Origin of the sequence: Robertmurraya mangrovi, from assembly GCF_034427655.1 — a bacterium.
Lineage (GTDB): Bacteria > Bacillota > Bacilli > Bacillales > Cytobacillaceae > Robertmurraya_A > Robertmurraya_A mangrovi.
Genome location: NZ_JAXOFX010000016.1, coordinates 28,425 through 46,450, shown reverse-complemented (window position 1 = coordinate 46,450; position 18,026 = coordinate 28,425). Strand labels below are relative to the sequence as shown.

Annotated in this window: 18 protein-coding genes and 2 other annotated features; of the genes, 16 read left to right on the top strand and 2 right to left on the bottom strand. The window is 37.3% G+C overall.

The genetic code is table 11. From position 1 onward, the window contains the following. Positions 1-30: 30 nt before the first annotated feature. From SM124_RS18720 to SM124_RS18710, 3 genes are read left to right on the top strand one after another with little or no spacing between them, the layout of a single operon-like run. Positions 31-780, top strand: a complete 750-nt coding sequence (locus tag SM124_RS18720; protein WP_322448054.1) for a DeoR/GlpR family DNA-binding transcription regulator — start codon at positions 31-33, stop codon at positions 778-780. Further along, complete coding sequence (gene pfkB / locus SM124_RS18715; RefSeq protein WP_322448053.1) at positions 777-1,697, top strand: 1-phosphofructokinase; 921 nt, start codon at positions 777-779, stop codon at positions 1,695-1,697. The genes SM124_RS18720 and pfkB overlap by 4 nt, the downstream gene beginning before the upstream one ends. Next, positions 1,694-3,547 carry a PTS fructose transporter subunit IIABC gene (locus SM124_RS18710; protein ID WP_322448052.1) on the top strand — a complete coding sequence of 618 codons (1,854 nt, stop codon included), beginning with the start codon at positions 1,694-1,696 and terminating at the stop codon, positions 3,545-3,547. The genes pfkB and SM124_RS18710 overlap by 4 nt, the downstream gene beginning before the upstream one ends. Positions 3,548-3,798: 251 nt before the next feature. On the opposite strand, the gene SM124_RS18705 is transcribed toward SM124_RS18710, so the two are convergent. Then, on the bottom strand, positions 3,799-4,332 hold the full coding sequence (locus SM124_RS18705) for a DJ-1/PfpI family protein (protein WP_322448051.1): 534 nt from the start codon (positions 4,330-4,332) through the stop codon (positions 3,799-3,801). Positions 4,333-4,550: 218 nt separating this feature from the next. Here SM124_RS18705 and SM124_RS18700 point away from each other — a divergent pair, with 218 nt between their 5' ends. The 3 genes from SM124_RS18700 (at position 4,551) to SM124_RS18690 (ending at position 5,878) form a co-directional block, all read left to right on the top strand. Beyond that, positions 4,551-5,345 (top strand): DUF2935 domain-containing protein, encoded by a 795-nt coding sequence (locus SM124_RS18700; protein ID WP_322448050.1) that lies wholly within the window; start codon positions 4,551-4,553, stop codon positions 5,343-5,345. A 125-nt stretch (positions 5,346-5,470) separates the two neighbouring features. Further along, entirely contained in the window at positions 5,471-5,626 is a 156-nt protein-coding gene (locus SM124_RS18695; RefSeq protein WP_322448049.1) for a hypothetical protein, read from the top strand. A 126-nt stretch (positions 5,627-5,752) separates the two neighbouring features. Beyond that, complete coding sequence (locus tag SM124_RS18690) at positions 5,753-5,878, top strand: hypothetical protein (protein ID WP_322448048.1); 126 nt, start codon at positions 5,753-5,755, stop codon at positions 5,876-5,878. Between the two features lie 142 nt (positions 5,879-6,020). On the opposite strand, the gene bcbE is transcribed toward SM124_RS18690, so the two are convergent. After that, the gene (gene bcbE, locus SM124_RS18685; RefSeq protein WP_322448047.1) at positions 6,021-7,286 is read right to left on the bottom strand and encodes a bacillibactin exporter BcbE; all 1,266 of its coding nucleotides are present in this window, start codon (positions 7,284-7,286) and stop codon (positions 6,021-6,023) included. A 301-nt stretch (positions 7,287-7,587) separates the two neighbouring features. Here bcbE and SM124_RS18680 point away from each other — a divergent pair, with 301 nt between their 5' ends. From SM124_RS18680 to SM124_RS18635, 10 genes are all read left to right on the top strand, one after another. Further along, a complete protein-coding gene (locus SM124_RS18680) occupies positions 7,588-8,238 on the top strand; it encodes an MOSC domain-containing protein (protein ID WP_322448046.1) in 651 nt (216 codons plus the stop codon). 58 nt (positions 8,239-8,296) lie between these two features. Next, positions 8,297-8,544 (top strand) — a binding site (T-box leader). 216 nt (positions 8,545-8,760) lie between these two features. Next, positions 8,761-9,124: a binding site (T-box leader), on the top strand. Positions 9,125-9,380: 256 nt separating this feature from the next. Next, complete coding sequence (gene trpE / locus SM124_RS18675) at positions 9,381-10,784, top strand: anthranilate synthase component I (RefSeq protein WP_322448045.1); 1,404 nt, start codon at positions 9,381-9,383, stop codon at positions 10,782-10,784. Then, positions 10,768-11,379 carry an anthranilate synthase component II gene (locus tag SM124_RS18670; RefSeq protein ID WP_322448044.1) on the top strand — a complete coding sequence of 204 codons (612 nt, stop codon included), beginning with the start codon at positions 10,768-10,770 and terminating at the stop codon, positions 11,377-11,379. Before trpE ends, SM124_RS18670 begins: the two co-directional genes overlap by 17 nt. Further along, positions 11,351-12,376: an anthranilate phosphoribosyltransferase gene (trpD, locus tag SM124_RS18665; protein ID WP_322448043.1), complete on the top strand. Its 1,026-nt coding sequence runs from the start codon at positions 11,351-11,353 to the stop codon at positions 12,374-12,376. Before SM124_RS18670 ends, trpD begins: the two co-directional genes overlap by 29 nt. Then, entirely contained in the window at positions 12,377-13,165 is a 789-nt protein-coding gene (gene trpC / locus SM124_RS18660) for an indole-3-glycerol phosphate synthase TrpC (protein WP_322448042.1), read from the top strand. Beyond that, the gene (locus tag SM124_RS18655; protein WP_322448041.1) at positions 13,162-13,776 is read left to right on the top strand and encodes a phosphoribosylanthranilate isomerase; all 615 of its coding nucleotides are present in this window, start codon (positions 13,162-13,164) and stop codon (positions 13,774-13,776) included. Before trpC ends, SM124_RS18655 begins: the two co-directional genes overlap by 4 nt. A 3-nt stretch (positions 13,777-13,779) precedes the next feature. Beyond that, positions 13,780-14,985: a tryptophan synthase subunit beta gene (gene trpB, locus SM124_RS18650; RefSeq protein WP_322448040.1), complete on the top strand. Its 1,206-nt coding sequence runs from the start codon at positions 13,780-13,782 to the stop codon at positions 14,983-14,985. Beyond that, positions 14,978-15,760, top strand: coding sequence for a tryptophan synthase subunit alpha (gene trpA, locus SM124_RS18645; protein WP_322448039.1), 783 nt, complete (start codon positions 14,978-14,980; stop codon positions 15,758-15,760). Before trpB ends, trpA begins: the two co-directional genes overlap by 8 nt. Before the next feature lie 130 nt (positions 15,761-15,890). After that, positions 15,891-16,490 carry a sporulation-specific diadenylate cyclase CdaS gene (gene cdaS / locus SM124_RS18640; RefSeq protein WP_322448038.1) on the top strand — a complete coding sequence of 200 codons (600 nt, stop codon included), beginning with the start codon at positions 15,891-15,893 and terminating at the stop codon, positions 16,488-16,490. A gap of 144 nt (positions 16,491-16,634) precedes the next feature. Further along, positions 16,635-17,723 (top strand): AI-2E family transporter, encoded by a 1,089-nt coding sequence (locus SM124_RS18635; protein ID WP_322448037.1) that lies wholly within the window; start codon positions 16,635-16,637, stop codon positions 17,721-17,723. Positions 17,724-18,026 lie beyond the last annotated feature (303 nt).

The window sequence follows — 18,026 nt, the reverse complement described above, 5'->3', positions numbered from 1 at the left end:
AGAAATGAAAGCGTTTTAGGAGGTGACGGAGTGTTAACACCTGAGCGTCATCGTTTAATACTACAAATGTTAAAAGAAAAAAATATCGTTAAAATACAGGAATTAGTTGATATAACTGAAACATCAGAATCAACGATTAGACGCGACTTAACTCAGTTAGAACAAGGGAAGTTTCTAAAGCGTGTTCATGGAGGTGCGGCAAGACTACAAGGAAAACTCCAAGAACCAAGCATGTCTGAGAAATCCGCCAAAAACCTTCAACCGAAGCGTCAAATTGCTCAATATGCAGCAAGCTTAGTGGAAGAAGGAGATTGTATCTACTTGGATGCTGGGTCAACTGTTCTTGAAATGATTCCATTCCTTCCTAAAGAAATTGTTGTTGTAACAAATGGATTAATGCATGTAAACCCATTATTAGATAAAGAAATTGAAACGTATCTTATTGGAGGATACGCTAAATCGAAAACAAAAGCCATTATTGGTAGAGGAGCACTGGCAAGCCTGGAGAACTATCGTTTTGATAAATGTTTTCTTGGAGTAAATGGGATACATCCTCAATTCGGTTATACAACCCCTGACCAAGAAGAAGCAATGATTAAGAAACTGGCTCTATCTTTATCAAGGGAAGTCTTTGTTCTAAGTGATGAATCCAAGTTTTCAGAAATTGCATTTGCAAAAATCGCAGATCTTCATGAGGCGACAATTATAACAGATGAACTAGATAGTGAAACGAAAGAAAACTTCTCAAGTAAAACCACAATAAAGGTCGTGACAACATGATATACACTTTAACCTTAAACCCTTCGGTAGATTATATTGTAGAGCTAGATAAGATTGCTTTGGGGGAACTAAATCGAACGAAAAAGGAAGCAAAATTTCCTGGTGGAAAAGGTATAAACGTTTCAAGAGTACTCAATCGGCTAGGAGAAAAAAGTAAAGCATTAGGCTTTATTGGGGGATTTACAGGTGACTACATTCATCATTATTTACAGCAAGAGATGATTGAAACTGATTTTGTTCGAGTAAATGACGATACAAGAATAAATGTCAAACTGAAAGCTGACGCAGAAACGGAAATTAATGCGAACGGACCTAGTATATCAGAATATGATTTTACTTCTTTAAAAGATAAAGTGGGTAAACTTGGCCACGATGATTTACTAGTACTAGCAGGTAGCATTCCTTCAACCATGCCTGATTCAACCTATGAAGAAATTGTTCAAATTTGTAGCAAGAATGGGGCAAAATTCGTAGTTGATGCAGAGGGTGAGTTATTAAAGAATGCACTTCCTTACAAACCATTCTTAATCAAACCGAACCATCATGAATTAGGGGAAATGTTTAATACAACATTTGAAAACTGTGAGGACGTCATCCCATACGGAAAAAAATTGGTGGATATGGGGGCGGAGAATGTCATTATCTCTTTAGCATCTAAAGGAGCCATTTTTGTTAATAAAGAAATGACTTTGATTTCATCTGTACCTGAAGGTGAAGTGAAAAGCTCTGTTGGTGCTGGCGATTCAATGGTTGCTGGGTTTCTAGCAACCTATGAAAAGAATAAAGACATAGAAGAAGCTTTTCGTTATAGTGTTGCAACAGGAAGTGCAACCGCTTTTTCGATCGGACTTTGTGACAGGAAGACAGTTGAAACGTTATTACCGCAAGTTAAATTAAGAAGGGGAGAAGTCCAATGAGAATTACTGAATTACTAACTAGAGAAACTATAAATCTCTCATTATCTGGTCGCCACAAGCTTGAAGTAATTGAAGACTTAGTTGATACACTAGACAAAGCGGGGAAATTGTCCGATAGACATGCTTTTAAAGAAGGTATTCTAAAGAGAGAAGAACAGAGCACAACCGGTATTGGAGAAGGAATTGCGATTCCACATGCGAAAACAACGGCTGTAAAGCAACCAGCTATTGCATTCGGTAAGTCAAGTGACGGTGTGGATTACGAGTCACTAGATGGGCAGCCAGCTCATTTATTCTTCATGATTGCTGCACCTGAGGGAGCTAATAATACGCACCTAGAGGCTTTAGCTCGCTTATCGTCTATTTTAATGAAGGCTGAAGTAAGAGAACAGTTATTACAAGCACACACGAAGAGTGAAGTTTTAGATATTATTAATAGCCATGACCAAGAAGAAGGAGAAGAGAAAACAGTAAGTAGTGACAAAAGATTTATTGTTGCTGTAACAGCTTGTCCAACAGGTATTGCTCATACGTATATGGCTGCTGATTCTCTAAAAGCAAAAGCTGTTGAACTTGGTGTTGATATTAAAGTAGAGACAAATGGTTCTGGTGGAGCAAAAAATGTACTAACTCCTTCTGAAATTGAAAAAGCAGTGGCCGTTATTATTGCGGCAGATACAAAGGTAGAAACGGATCGTTTTAACGGCAAACACGTAATTGAGGTAGCTGTTGCAGATGGGATCCGTAAACCTAAGGAACTTATTGAAAGAGCGTTAAAACAAGATGGCCCTGTATTTAGCGGCAGTGGAAATAAAACTACAGGCTCAAAAGAGCAAAAGACAGGAATTTATAAGCACTTAATGAATGGTGTATCTAACATGCTGCCGTTCGTTGTTGGTGGCGGTATATTAATTGCTATTTCTTTCATGTTTGGTTATAACGCATTTAAACCGGAAGACCCTTCCTATCATCCAATTGCTGAGGCACTAATGACCATCGGTGGAGGAAGTGCATTTGGTTTATTAGTACCTATTTTAGCTGCCTTTATTGCAATGAGTATTGCCGATCGACCAGGTTTTGCAGCAGGTGCTGTAGGTGGAATGTTAGCGGCAAGTGGAGGAGCAGGTTTCCTTGGTGGGATTATTGCAGGTTTCTTAGCAGGATATATTGTTGTAGGGTTAAAGAAAGCATTAGTTGGTCTCCCTTCTTCACTTGAAGGAATTAAAACCATCCTACTGTATCCTCTATTCGGTATTGCTTTAACAGGTTTTGCTATGATTTATGCTGTAAATGGTCCGGTTGGGGCTTTAAATACAGCCATTACAAACTGGTTAACAGGCTTAGGTACAGGGAACGCCATTTTATTAGGTGTTGTTTTAGGACTTATGATGGCATTTGACATGGGTGGACCAGTCAATAAAGCAGCATATGTATTCGGAACAGGGTTATTAGCAAACGGTGTTTATGAACCAATGGCAGCAGTCATGGCTGCAGGTATGGTACCTCCACTTGGAATTGCTTTAGCAACAACTCTCTTTAAAAATAAGTTTACAAAGCAAGAAAAAGATGCAGGGAAAGCAAACTATATTATGGGATTCTCATTCATTACAGAAGGAGCCATTCCTTTCGCGGCAGCAGATCCAATGCGTGTAATTCCAGCTGCTATGGCTGGTTCAGCTGTAGCTGGTGCATTATCAATGATGTTTGGTATCGGTCTACGTGCGCCGCACGGCGGAATGTTCGTGGTCCCTCTAGTTGAAGGAGCATGGTTAATGTATCTATTGGCAATCGTTGCTGGTGCTATTGTTACAGCCATCTTAATTGGGATTCTAAAGAAACCTTTAAAGTGATTTTTTAGCCAGTGAACATATGTTTCACTGGCTTTTTCTTCTTGAATATATTGGGAATTTGTGATTTAATTAAAATAAACTAATTAGTCACTTTAAACATGTGCACTAGTTAGCCGCTTTTCTAATATTCTGGGAGGTGATTGGTTCATGGCAATCATAATCATTTCAACAACAGAGAAGAAAGAAAAGAAATAGGATTGTTAATCGTTCAAACACTCTGCCTTGAGTGTTTTTTTGTTTATAGAATGGGTCTATCTGTACCAATTTCTATTAAAATCTAACTCCAGTACTTGTCCAAATTTATTGGCGAAATCAATAAAGTAAGATCCTTTAGCCGTTAACACTCCTTTGTCAAATACATAGGGTGCGTCTACAAAACCGTCTTCCGGAAAGAAGCTCAGAAAATCACGTGCCTGTTTTGTAATTCCGCAAGTATAAAAACGATTTGAAAGTACACCTGCCTTTGCAAGCATAAATGGTGCACTAGAAATTGCTCCTATAACCGCGTCTCTTTTATAAACCTCTCGTATAAACTCAAATAAGGGTTCCTCATCAATTAAATGCTGAAAATCATCTACTCCAGGTAGTACCAAGCTTTGTATTTGGTCAATATTGACTTTATCGATGGTTGTCTCCGGAATACAAACTAACCCTGCTTCACCTTTAATTGGCTCATCATTTAAACCAATAAAAATTTTTGGGTGGTTCGCTTGGGTTAGGACCGAAAGTATAACCGATAGTTCATATTCACTGAATCTTGGATATAAAAGGATTCCAGTTGTCATTGTATATTCCCCCAATTTCTTTAATTGAGTGAGTATTCTACAAATAAATACAAAATACCTTTTTCATACTGAAATTAATGTTTTAAATGTATAAATGATTAGGACTATAGAAAAATGTCATAAAGCTCGGAGTTTATTTATAAAATTAGGTGATTAGCTATGTTTTTCCTAACAGTAATTCGGTTTATTTTAGATATATCTGAAAGGGGAGAAGTTGATTGAAAAGTTTTGATGAAACAGCTAGATTTGAACATGGTTTCTGGTTACAAATACTTGGAGACCATGCTCGATTTATACATGATTCATTAGCCCCGAAAGAGGAAAAAGAAATTGAGAGAGCAAAGTATTTCATCCAAACTTTTGACCAATTACTTGGAAGAGTTCAGGTTGAAAACATAAAAGAATTAAGCAACCGAGCTGATGAAGAAGCGAAGAAATTAAGGGAGTTTAAACTTCACTTAATTGAAAGGCATCTTGTTGGCAAAATTACGCTACACCTAAGTCCAACTTTCATCAACCACATGGTAAATGAAATAGACGAATATATATTGATTCTAAGTTATTTGAAAAAAGGAGAGTCTCCACCTGTTTTCCATGAACTCCATCACCATCTCATTTGGCTTTTAGACGCTGCCGGGCATGCTGGGGCTATTTCAGATAATATGGATCAAGTTGAAAAGAAAATAAAACATAAGAGTGATGCATTCACAAAGGACTTTGAAGCATTCTATTTAAAAGCTGTTGAAATGACTGGATTCTTAAGAACCAATTTATCAGCATTTCCCGCCCTTAATAGGCTAAATAAAGATGTATCCCTTGAGATGCAATTATTTATGAACTTCCTTAACGAGATTGAAGAATTACGACTAAGTAAAGAAGCGCTTGGAACATTTGCTCCTCTAATGGCTGACCATATGATGAGGGAAGAGTGTTATTACTTAACCAAGCTTGCTGAATCAACAGCTTTAACTGAACCAAATTGTGACCCAACCAAACCTAGGTTAAAGGAATAGAAGTAGGGCATTCGACTCCGTCGGTGCCTTTTGCTTTTTTTATTAAGTCGAATTTGTCAATTAAACTAATCTTTTATGGCCAAATGTGGAATGACTAAAATAAATTAAGATAAGGAGTGATGAAAATGGTAAAGAAGGATGAACTAAATTTTAGACTTAGTTATGAATCGGACGGAAAAATGGGAGATCATGAAGAGAATCTAACTAGTGAAGAAAATAGCAGTGAAAAAATAGAAGATGAAGCCGGGGATTTTTTTAATATCACGCCTGATAGTGAGTAACCTTTGCAATTAAACTCGAACTGTCTTATTAAGCCATTTTAGCCTTTCTTTTACAGTATGAAAAGGTTATAGGTTTGTCATATTAAGAGGGCATCATCTAGTTTATAAAATGGAGGGGAACTCGAAATGACAAAACGTAACCGTAAAACGAAATCAGGTTTACAAAGTACACCGAAAAGTATAAATGATATGGAACTTTCTAAAGATGTAACTCCTAAAACGAAGAAAACAGAGAAAACACGTCCTAGTTAAGGAATTAGTACATGAGGCAGAAAGAGTCTGCCTCGTTTTTATTGGAACCTTTAAAAATAATTTCCGAAAGTCTTTCTTCTAAGTATTTTTTGATACTTATATTACTAAAAAAGTCGCATTGGCTACCCAGTGCGACTTTTCTCTATTTTGTATCACCATTTTTAGGTCGAATACCAACTAGCGTTACAATTAAAGCAACAACACTTAACCCACAAAGGATATAAAACAGCATTTTATCAGTATTTTTCATTAAGACTGCCACGATTGGCGGACCTGCGGCAACACCGATAAATCTCATAGAGCTATAAATAGAAGTGATTGTACCACGTTCCTCCTTTTCGATTCCTTCTGTAATTAAAGCGTCTAAACAAGGTAGTCCAACTCCAATGCCAACCCCGCTTATAAAAAACATGCTTATCATAAACCAAAGTTCCTTTGAGAAACTAAGAGCCGCAATAGAGGCCGCTAGGAGCACAATACCTACAAAGGTAATCCACTTCATTAGAACTTTGTTTTCTTTTATCATTTTCCCGGTAATAAAGGAAGAGAGACATAATGCACCCAGTGGCAATGCTAATAGAAGTCCTTTTTTTACATCTTTAATTTCGTACGTTTTTTCTAAAACATCTGAAAGATAAAAAAGGACTCCAAATAAAACCAGCATGAGTATGACTCCGGTAATGAAAATCGAGTAGAGCCATTTGCCATTGTTTTTAAAAATATCTTTAATTTTGTGTAAGAATTGTTTGAAAGGAATAACTTCTTGTTTCTTAGGGCTTCTTACTAAGAAAAGCATCATTAAAGTTGAAATTGCACAAAACACAGGAAAAGCAAGGAATGGCAAGTACCATAAGAAACCAGCTAGAAATGCACCCAAAATGGGACTTAATACTTTACCAAAGGTGTTTGAAGTTTCTATCAATCCTAAGGTGCTACTAACTTCTTCATCGTTTTTAAACATATCACCTACTAAAGGCATAACGATTGGGGCTGCACCGGCTGCACCAACCCCTTGAAGAGAGCGTCCTATCAATATGAGCCAATAGGGATCCGTCATTTTCCATGCTGCCCAGCCTGAAATTAATCCCCCGATACCGGCTATAATTAAACTAGGAACAATTACTTTCTTTCTTCCAATATGGTCAGATAGGTAGCCAGCTATTGGAATTAAAAGAATAGCTACTATCGAATAAACAGTAATAATCATACTAGATTGAAACGAGGAGATACCAATTTTCTTCTCCATAACAGGTAATACAGGAATTAACATAGAATTCCCAAGTGTCATCACTAGTGGAATTGAAGAGAGGGATACAATTGCCCACCGTTTATGTTGACCTTTTTGCTCAGCCTTCTTAGCCGATTTGTGGTCTTTGTGAGATGATTGAAACTTTTCTACATGTTCCATCGATGACCCGCCTTTATTTTTATTAAGTAATAAAGGGACTTTTACTTATCCCATGATGAAACTTTCTTTCTTAAGTTTTTCATACTAACTTTAATATTTACTAAAAGAGAGAAAAAACCTGATACTTTTTATGGAAATAATTATAGTTGGAACTTTTAGTTAACTAAGTTAAAATATGTGTAATCTTGTGGGGTAGAATTCTTTTAGAACTTCAGTAAGAAACTAATAAAGCTATAAGTCTTAGTTAATTTCCTAATAAAATTTATTTATACATATAAGCTTTTAAATTAAGGGGTGTACGATGAAAAGAGAGTTAATTACATTAAGTGTAGGAGAACCTAAATCATTTAACTGGAAGGGTAAAGACGAGAGGTCTGGAATAGGTAAGAATGTGGTCAGTAGGGCAGAATTATTGAAAAGCGGCTTTAAAAATGACGGAGTGGCGAATTTGGATTTCCATGGGGGACCTGATCGAGCTGTATGTGCCTATCCTTTTGAGCATTATTCTTTATGGGAAGCAGAATTTGGGCGTGTATTTACACCACCTGCATTTGGGGAAAACATCTGTATAACTAATATGAAAGAGGACCAAGTTTACATAGGAGATACTTTCTCACTTGGAGAAACCATCATTCAAGTTACCCAAGGCAGAGTTCCTTGTTCCACCATTTCCAAATTCAATCAAGAAGACAAGCTTCTAAGTAGAATTTTAGAAACAGGGTTTACTGGATATTTTTTTAGAGTCCTTCAAGAAGGTGTCATAACACAAGAGGATACGGAATTAGTTTTGGTGGATCGACCACAAGAAAAAGTAACGGTTTTATATGCTAACCAAATTATGTTCCATGATCGAAAAAATGTTGAAGGAATCCGTGCGATCCTTGAGGTTGAACCATTAGCTGAAGTGTGGAGAGATAACTTAAACAAGATGTTGTCTAAAATAGTCGAATAAAAATATTATAAAAATGTTTGACTTTTAAGTTAAATCTTAATAAGATAGTAAACAAATAAAGACGGCAATGATGAAGAGTAGTAACTCATAACTGAAACTCTAGAGAGCTGATGGTTGGTGGAAATCAGTGTGGATGCATGAGTGAATGGACTTCTGAGCTCCAAACCGAAACGTAAGTAGTAGGCTTTGGCGAACAGTCTCATCGTTATAAGAGACAGATATTATCAGCTTATTTGCTATGATATCTGTTAAGTGAGCTAATTTTTTAGCTAATGAAGGTGGCACCACGGGTAACTCGTCCTTTTTAGATGAGTTACCCTTTTTGTGTTATATTTAAAAAGTATACGATCTTTTAAGATAAAATCATGATATAAGTCTTAGTTGATTGGAGCGGAAGACACTTGACTCCTACGGGAAGAGAGGGAATGGGAGACCCCACAGGCGGTAACGCCGAGGAGGCTCCCATCCCTCCCCGTGGAAAGCAAGTGTCTGGAGCGGAAATCAACGGTTATAAATAAAATACGCAAATCGTCGAGTAAGAAGAGTAAATTGAAACTTTATCGTTACAGAGAGCTGGGAAGGGTGCGAACCAGCACGATAAACTCAATCGAATGGCCTTACGAGAGGCTTCCTGAACCAATAGTAGTAGGGAAGCACGGAATCCTCCGTTACAGGGATAAGGTATACAGAAAAGCGGAGGCGACTGTCCAGACCCGACAAGCATAAGACGAAACACGCAGGTGGTTGTTAAACCACCGGAGGGTTTTGGCTTATGACTCGAGGGTCTAGGAGCCGGAGCTAGACAGCTTTCTACGTACCTGAACAAGAGGGAGTAATCCATTACTCCAACCAGAGGTGGCACCGCGGTAACGTAATCGTCCTCTACATGCACATAATTTGTGCGTGTAGGGGACTTTTTTTCGTTTAGGAAATTTATAAAATACTTCGCATTGTGGATAACTCTTAAACATTGAGTGTCCCCGTCCAGCTCCAGCGCCTAGCCCCTCGAGGTCAAATAACCTTCAACCCTAAAAGTTGAAAAGCAGACTTTTAGGGTTGAAGAACATTTGCTTGTCGGGGCTGAACGAGGCGCTTGCGCTTTTGTTCATGCACCAAAAACAATAGAAAAGGAGTGCAGATAGATGATTAATGAGCTCATAAAAGGAAATTATCTAATAGAGGAAATTCAAGGTGATACGCTAACACCTATTGCTATTTTTCAAAAGTTAAAGGGTAAGAAGAAATTTTTACTCGAAAGTTCTTTGAAGCACGAGCTATCAGGAAGATATTCGTTTATCGGAACAAATCCTACATTCGAATTGAAAGGGACGAATACCGAGACAAAAATCATTCATGCGAATACAGAAGAAATTATATATGAAAAACCGCTGGAGGTACTAAAAACATTCATTCCTATCAACCATGAAGTAACAGCAAACCTACCATTTGTGGGTGGAGCCGTTGGTTTTGTTGGCTATGACGTCATTCGTGCCTATGAAAAGATAGGTGAAGCACCTCGGGACGAACTGAATATTCCTGAAGTTCATTTTATGGTTTTTGAAGAAATGGTCGTATTTGATCACTTATACCAGAAAGTGTATCTGATTGGGATTCCATTAGCCAAAAACACCACAAGGGAAGATTTAGAGAAAAGATTATTAGCTAGGAAAAATGAAATTGAAAGTGGTATTGATTATGAAACGAAACCAGTTCGAATTTCATCTTTTAAAGGGAACATGACAAAAGAGGAATTTATCAAAAAAGTCGAAAAAGCAAAGCAGTATATTATTGAAGGTGACATATTCCAGGTTGTCTTATCCCAAAGGATGAAGGCTTCCATTGACGGAGATCCGTTCTCGTTTTATCGGAAATTAAGAGTGAAAAATCCTTCTCCCTATATGTATTATTTAGACTTTGAAGATTATGTTGTTGCTGGGACTTCCCCAGAAAGTTTGATTAAAGTGACTGACCAAAGAGTGGTTACGAATCCTATTGCTGGAACAAGACCTCGGGGTAAAACGATTGAAGAAGATAAACAGTTAGAAACGCAACTGCTAAACGATGAAAAAGAGTTAGCTGAACATCGCATGCTTGTTGACCTTGGACGTAATGATATTGGGAGAGTAAGTGAGTTTGGAACCATTCAAATTGATAAATATATGCAAATTGAACGGTATAAGCATGTTATGCATATCGTCTCCGAAGTAAGTGGTAAATTAAAAGATTCGCTAATACCTTTAGATGCTTTAATTGCATGCTTGCCAGCTGGGACCGTTTCCGGAGCACCTAAAATAAGGGCGATGGAAATTATAAATGAATTAGAAGAATTCAAAAGAGGGGTATATTCAGGTGCTGTCGGTTACTTTTCGGCTAATGGAAATATCAATTTTGCGTTAGCCATCCGAACAATGTTTATAAAAGACGGATGTGCCTATATTCAAGCGGGTGTAGGGATTGTTCATGATTCCAACCCAGAAAAAGAATATGAGGAAACTCTGCATAAATTAAAAGCCTTTTTGGAGGAAGACCATGATACTACTCATTGATAATTATGATTCATTCACATATAACTTATATCAATATTTAGGCCAGTTAGGAAAAGAGGTCATGGTAAAAAGGAATGATGAAATCACTTTAAGTGAGATAGAAAATCTAAAACCGGAGGCTATTGTATTATCTCCAGGACCAGGAAGACCAGAGAATGCTGGTATCTGTATAGAAGTTATTAGAACCTTTTATCGAACCATTCCTATTCTAGGTATTTGCCTTGGACATCAAGCAATAGGCTATTGCTTAGGAGGAAAGATAGAGAAAGCCGAAAAAATCATGCACGGAAAAGTATCGAAACTAACTCATAGTGGTTCAAACCTATTTCAATACTTATCTCAGCCCTTAGATGTGATGAGATACCACTCTCTAGTTATAAAAAAAGGAACTCTTCCTGGCGCGATTAAAGTAACAGCAAAGTCTATGGATGACCAGGAAATCATGGCGATAAAACACGAAAAATATCCTCTCTATGGCTTACAATTTCACCCCGAGTCCGTTGGTACGACTACAGGGTTACAAATATTAAAAAACTTTTTACAGGAAATTAGAAAGGAGAATTTAGATGAAAGCGTATCTACAGCGATTATGTGAAAATGAGTCTTTAACAAAGAAAGAAATGACAGAAGCAGTTGACTATTTATTTTCAAATGAGGTGTCAGACAGTGAAATTGCCGCTTTTCTAGTGGGGCTTAAAATGAAAGGCGAGACAGTAGAAGAAATTGCTGCTCTGGTTCAATCAGTAAGGGAAAAATCTCTTTCTTTTAGTAAGAAGATTCCGAATGTTATGGATAATTGTGGTACAGGTGGAGATGGTTCAAAGAGCTTTAATATTAGTACAACATCTGCTTTTGTCATTGCAGGGGCTGGGATTCCAGTTGCTAAACATGGGAACAGAAGTGTTTCAAGTAAAACCGGTAGTGCAGATGTTTTAGAGTATTTAGGGATCAATCTGAACCTCCCACCTCAAACAACAGAAGAATTTCTAGAGGAAATTGGCATCTCATTTTTATTTGCTCAACATGTACATCCACATATAAAAAAAATAATGAAGGTAAGAAGAGATTTAAGAATCCCCACCATTTTTAATTTGATTGGTCCATTAACAAACCCTGTTCAACTAGATTCTCAGCTATTAGGTATCTATCGAAGAGATTTAATCGATCATTTCGCGGAAGTGCTTAAATCATTAGGAAGAAAGAGAGCGGTAGTTCTAAACGGTGCAGGATTCATGGATGAAGCTTCCTTACAAGGTGAAAACCATTTAGCCATTTTAGAAAATGGAACGATCACTAGAAAGACATTACATCCTGAAGAGTTAGGGTTAGAAATATTTACAAATGAAGAGATCAAAGGTGGAGACTCAAAAGAAAACGCTCAAATCCTCCTTCAAGTTTTAAAAGGAGAAAAAGGTGCATATAGGGAGACGGTTTTACTAAATGCTGGCATTGGTATTTACGCAAATGGAAAGGCCGTAACCATTCGAGATGGCATTGACTTAGCTAAGGAAAGTATTGATTCGGGTGCAGCATACGCTAAGCTCCAGTATTTAATTGGAAAAAGTAGATCATATAAGATTGGAGTGGTATAAATGGGGGACATTTTAGACCAAATCATAAAAGTAAAAAAACAGGAAGTAGAGAGATTAAAACAATTCAAAAGATTAGAAAGGGAAACAAGAAAGAAACAGTCATTTATTCAGTGGTTAGCTCAAGCAGAGTTCGTATCCATTATTGCAGAATTTAAACGAGCTTCTCCTTCTAAAGGATTGATAAACGGAGACTTAAATCCAAAAACTCAAGCAATGAATTACGTACAAGGCGGAGCTGATGTCATATCAGTATTAACGGACAATGATTTTTTCAAAGGGTCATTTGAAGATTTGAAACAAGTAAGAGAGGGAGTACAAACTCCGGTACTTTGTAAGGATTTTATCGTTGACCCTATTCAAATTGATGTGGCAGAAGAAAGTGGAGCGGATCTAATTTTACTAATTGCAGCCGCTCTTGACGATGAATCTCTTCATGAACTATATGAATATGCATTGTCGAAAGAACTGGAGGTTTTAATCGAGGTGCATAACGAAGAAGAGGCTGAGAGGGCACTTCGAACCGGAAATCCTCTAATTGGTGTTAATAATCGAAACTTAAAAACTTTTGAAGTTGATTTAGGAACTACTGAAAGGTTGGCTCCAATGATTAAATCAGCAGGTAGGTATTTAATAAGTGAAAGCGGAATGAAATCGATAGAAGATGTAGAAAGGGTCGTGGCTGTCGGGGCAAACGGAATTCTAGTTGGAGAAACCTTTATGAAGCACCCAAATCTCCAACAAGCCTTCCTAGAGATGAAAATACCATTAAAAGAGGTTACGAGCAAATGAAGGTAAAAATATGTGGTATTAGTGACATAGAAAGTGCAAGAGTAGCGGTTAAATATGGAACAGATGCCATTGGTTTCGTATTTGCTAAAAGTAAACGTAAAGTGACACCTGAACAGGCAAGAGAAATCATTCAGAATATACCCTTCCATGTTGATAAAATTGGTGTTTTTGTAAATGAAACGAGAGAAGAAATTGAAAGAGTGATTGAACTGGCAGGACTAACAGCAGTACAGCTACATGGCGATGAATCTCCTGAATTCTGTACACATTTTACTGTTCCAGTTATTAAGGCTTTTAGCATTTCTAATAAAGAAGATTTGAAAAAAGTGGATGAGTATGAATGTGATTATGTTTTACTTGATAGTCCTAGAGGCAACTATCACGGTGGAAACGGAACATCCTTTGACTGGTCGCTTCTCACACAGAATCAATTGAAGGATAAAAAGGTGATTCTTGCAGGTGGATTGAATTTGGAAAATGTTGAGGAAGCTGTCCGATTAACTCAGCCATTTATGGTTGATGTCAGTAGTGGTGTGGAGACAGACGGAAAGAAGGATTTACTTAAAATAAAGGATTTTATACAAAAAGCGAAAAGTTCTGTGGAGGGTTGAAAAATGACAACAACTTATACAATGCCAGATGAAAAAGGACATTTTGGGATATATGGTGGAAGATTTGTACCAGAAACACTAATGCAAGCCGTCATACAATTAGAGAAGGCTTATCGTGAAGCAATGGTAGATGAAGCATTTCAAAAAGAGTTAAAAGATTTATTAAAAAATTATGTTGGCCGTGAAACACCACTCTATTTTGCTAAGAACCTAACACAATATGCGGGTGGGGCAAAAATCTATTTAAAGCGTGAAGATTTGAACCATACAGGAGCACATAAGATTAATAACACCATTGGGCAGGCGTTACTTGCTGTAAGAATGGGTAAGAAAAAGGTGGTTGCTGAAACAGGGGCGGGTCAACACGGTGTAGCAACAGCCACTGTTTGTGCTTTATTAAATTTAGAGTGTGTCATTTTTATGGGAGAAGAGGACATCAAGCGTCAACAACTAAATGTTTTTCGTATGGAGTTGTTAGGGGCAAAAGTGGTGAGTGTAACCGCAGGTAGTAAAACATTAAAAGATGCTTGTAATGAGGCTTTACGCTACTGGGTTTCTCATGTGAACGATACTCATTATATTCTAGGGTCGGTCATGGGACCACATCCCTTCCCGATGATGGTTCGTGATTTTCAAAGTGTGATCGGAATAGAGACGAGAAGCCAGTTTCAAGAAATAGAAGAGAGATTGCCTAAAGCTGTAGTGGCTTGTATCGGTGGTGGGAGTAATGCGATGGGTATGTTTTATCCATTTATCCAAGATGAAGGTGTTAGACTTTATGGTGTGGAAGCAGCAGGTTTAGGAATTCAGACGGATAAACATGCTGCCTCTCTAACGAAAGGAAAACCAGGTGTGCTGCATGGTTCACTCATGTATTTACTACAAGATGAATCAGGTCAAATACAAGAAGCACACTCTATTTCAGCTGGGTTAGATTATCCAGGGGTTGGACCAGAACACAGCTACTTGAAAGATATCGAGAGAGTCAAATATGAATCTATTAATGATGATGAAGCACTAGATGCCTTAAAGTTATTATCTAAGCTTGAGGGAATTATTCCGGCATTAGAAAGCGCTCATGCGGTGGCTTATGCAATTAAATTAGCCTCAAAAATGAGAAGTGAAGAAGGATTAGTCATCTGTCTATCAGGACGTGGAGATAAGGATGTTCAAGCAGTAAAAGCAAGATTGGAGGAAGATCATGAATAGAATAGAAAAGTCTTTTCATCAATTAAAAGTAAGGAATGAAAAAGCTTTTGTTCCTTATATTATGGCGGGAGATGGAGGGTTAAAAAGCTTAATGGAGAGAATCCTCTTCCTGGAGAAAAGTGGTGCAACAGCCATCGAAATTGGAATTCCTTTCTCCGATCCGGTTGCAGATGGTCCTACTATACAAGAAGCAGGAATACGGGCTCTGAAAAATGGCACAACGCTCAAAGAGGTTTTAAGCACCATAAGAGAATTAAGGCCCATTGTCTCCATTCCATTAATTCTGATGACTTATATGAATCCTATTTATGCATATGGAATTGGGTCGTTTATCCTTGATGCTAAAAAATCAGGAGTAGATGGTCTAATTATTCCCGACCTACCCATCGAGGAAGAAGAAATGATTCTAGAACCGTTAAATGAGGCTTCCATTGAACTCATTCGATTGGTCACGTTAACGAGTCCAATCGATAGAATAAAGGATATTGCTGAAAGAGGCCGAGGATTTTTATATGCCGTAACCGTGACAGGGATTACGGGTTCTAGAACCTCGTTCAATGAATCGGTAGGAGAATACTTAGCAAAAATAGTAGATGTGAGTCCTATTCCTGTATTGGCTGGTTTTGGTATCTCTACTCCGGAGCAAGTAAAGGAAATGGCACAATATTGTGATGGAGTCGTAGTTGGTAGCAAGGTGGTTGAGCTGTTTCACAATGGCAGCTTAGATAAAATTGAAGAATTAATCAGTGCATCAAAAGTTACGAATGTAATATAACATCAATCTCTTTAACCATCAATTCTGTTATTGAATATAGATACATATACAATTGGTACGAAGTAAAGAATTTTTTCCCACTGCTTCGGGTATTGTATAAGTAATCGACGAATGAATAAAGGATGAGACCATGGTTTACGAAGATAAGCAATATCAGAGTGATATTAACCGCTATTTAAAGGAAATGGATACACAAATTTTGAAAATCCAAGATACCTTAGCGGAAATGAATTGTTGTATCTTATCTGATTTTGAAAAACTTCACCATCTAGTTACTGATGCACAGGGATTAGCTTCAAGCTACTATTTACAATCATACTTATCTCCCTATACAAAAGAGTTTGGTCAAATCTCTCTAGCTGTCAATCTTTTATCGGAAAAAAGACATGGTGCTTTAATAATCATTGAGAGGAAACAGCCACTAGATGAATGGATCCATAATGGAACGAAGGTAGGAGCTAAAGTATCTCATACTCTGCTAGAAACTATTTTTTACCCAGGTAACCCTCTTCATGATGGTGGAACTTTAATCAAAGAGGATGTAATTGTATCTGCCTCTAATATTTTGCCTTTAAGTAAAAATGTCATTAACGGGAAAAAACTTGGTACACGGCACCGGGCAGCAATTGGTCTAACGGAAAAGACGGATGCCATTGTGATTGTTGTATCAGAAGAAACAGGTAAAATCACCTTTGCTCTAAATGGTGAACTATATGTTGTGAAACAATGAAAAAAGTACATTGAAGTTAATGTACTTTTTTCGTAATGTTTGACTAGATTTATAAAGCATATCCCTAGATATCACTAGCAATAATTCCTATATACTGTTATAGTCAAAAATAGGAATAGTTGTAAGATAGATAGGAGTATGTTCATGTCATTAATAAATAAAAAATGGTTTACCGCAATGATTGGGATCATTTTATTTTTAATTATCGTCTACTTATTAAGGTTAAACTTAATTATATTTACTCCGCTTTACGTACTAATACATACAATCTTTCTTCCTTTTGTTATCGCGGGGATTTTATTTTATTTATGTAGGCCTTTAGTTAAATGGCTAGAAGGAAAAAAAGTTCCTAAATGGATTGCCATACTATCAGCTTATTTAGCTATCACGCTTATTATATATGTACTCGTAAAAATGGTTGGACCTGTTATTAGCGACCAGCTTCAAAGGTTTGTAGATAATCTACCTGCAATGGTGTCAACTGTTACTGATTGGATTAAGTATTTTCAAATGAATCGTGCTACATTCCCGGACTTTATACAAGAGGCTCTTCTTACTGCTAGTCAGGATTTTGAAACGCGTATTCAGGATAATGTAGGGAATATTGCTAACGGTATTTTGGGAGTATTTGGTTTTATTGGCGGTGTCGTTAATACGATTTTTTATCTCGTATTAGTTCCCATTATTTTGTTCTACATGTTGAAGGATAGTGACCATTTTGCTCCTAGAGTAGTTTCCTTTTTTAAAAAGTCAAAACAAGACAATGTTAGAGGGATCTTAAAGGATATGGATAAAACCATTTCCTCCTATATTCAAGGGCAAATGCTTGTAAGTTTTATCGTAGGGGCTTTACTGTATATTGGTTATTTAATTATCGATTTAAATTATTCATTAGTCTTGGCCCTGTTTGCCATGCTTATGAATGTAATCCCATTTGTAGGACCATTTTTAGCCGTTGTACCTGCCATTCTAGTTGCGTTGTTCCAAGATCCTATCATGGTCTTATACGTTGCCATTATTACACTGATTGCTCAACAAATTGAAGGGAATTTAGTGTCACCACAGGTAATGGGGAAAACATTAAATATCCACCCATTGACGATTATTGTCCTTATACTAACAGCAGGGAATCTTATGGGACTAGTTGGAATAATCTTTATCATTCCTGCTTATTCAATTGCTAAAGTACTAGTAACCCATACAGTTAAAATTTATAAAATTAATCAAGAATAAAACGATCGGGGGATTGGTCCCTCGATTTTTTATCGTATAGGAAATTATAAAATACTTCGCATAGTGGATAACTCTTTAACATTGAGTGTCCCCGTCCAGCTCCAGCGCCTAGCCCCTCGAGGGAATAAATTAAAAGCCATTTATTCCTCGGTCAAATAACCTTCAACCCTTAAAGTCGAAAACCGGACTTTTAGGGTTGAAGAACATTTGCTTGTCGGGGCTGACCGAGGCGCTTGCGCTTTTGTTCTTTTATTCCACTTATGTAAAAGCGCCAAAGCTGGCGCCTGAAGCAAACTGAAATTG

What these genes read in the sequence shown, in the direction of transcription:
- SM124_RS18655 (WP_322448041.1), top strand. Translation starts at nt 13,162, where the DNA reads ATGAAGGTAAAAATATGTGGTATTAGTGACATAGAAAGTGCAAGAGTA.
- trpB (WP_322448040.1), top strand. Translation starts at nt 13,780, where the DNA reads ATGACAACAACTTATACAATGCCAGATGAAAAAGGACATTTTGGGATA.
- SM124_RS18670 (WP_322448044.1), top strand. Translation starts at nt 10,768, where the DNA reads ATGATACTACTCATTGATAATTATGATTCATTCACATATAACTTATAT.
- SM124_RS18690 (WP_322448048.1), top strand. Translation starts at nt 5,753, where the DNA reads ATGACAAAACGTAACCGTAAAACGAAATCAGGTTTACAAAGTACACCG.
- SM124_RS18695 (WP_322448049.1), top strand. Translation starts at nt 5,471, where the DNA reads ATGGTAAAGAAGGATGAACTAAATTTTAGACTTAGTTATGAATCGGAC.
- SM124_RS18705 (WP_322448051.1), bottom strand. Translation starts at nt 4,332, where the DNA reads ATGACAACTGGAATCCTTTTATATCCAAGATTCAGTGAATATGAACTA.
- bcbE (WP_322448047.1), bottom strand. Translation starts at nt 7,286, where the DNA reads ATGGAACATGTAGAAAAGTTTCAATCATCTCACAAAGACCACAAATCG.
- trpE (WP_322448045.1), top strand. Translation starts at nt 9,381, where the DNA reads ATGATTAATGAGCTCATAAAAGGAAATTATCTAATAGAGGAAATTCAA.
- SM124_RS18710 (WP_322448052.1), top strand. Translation starts at nt 1,694, where the DNA reads ATGAGAATTACTGAATTACTAACTAGAGAAACTATAAATCTCTCATTA.
- SM124_RS18680 (WP_322448046.1), top strand. Translation starts at nt 7,588, where the DNA reads ATGAAAAGAGAGTTAATTACATTAAGTGTAGGAGAACCTAAATCATTT.
- trpD (WP_322448043.1), top strand. Translation starts at nt 11,351, where the DNA reads ATGAAAGCGTATCTACAGCGATTATGTGAAAATGAGTCTTTAACAAAG.
- pfkB (WP_322448053.1), top strand. Translation starts at nt 777, where the DNA reads ATGATATACACTTTAACCTTAAACCCTTCGGTAGATTATATTGTAGAG.
- cdaS (WP_322448038.1), top strand. Translation starts at nt 15,891, where the DNA reads ATGGTTTACGAAGATAAGCAATATCAGAGTGATATTAACCGCTATTTA.
- SM124_RS18635 (WP_322448037.1), top strand. Translation starts at nt 16,635, where the DNA reads ATGTCATTAATAAATAAAAAATGGTTTACCGCAATGATTGGGATCATT.
- trpA (WP_322448039.1), top strand. Translation starts at nt 14,978, where the DNA reads ATGAATAGAATAGAAAAGTCTTTTCATCAATTAAAAGTAAGGAATGAA.
- trpC (WP_322448042.1), top strand. Translation starts at nt 12,377, where the DNA reads ATGGGGGACATTTTAGACCAAATCATAAAAGTAAAAAAACAGGAAGTA.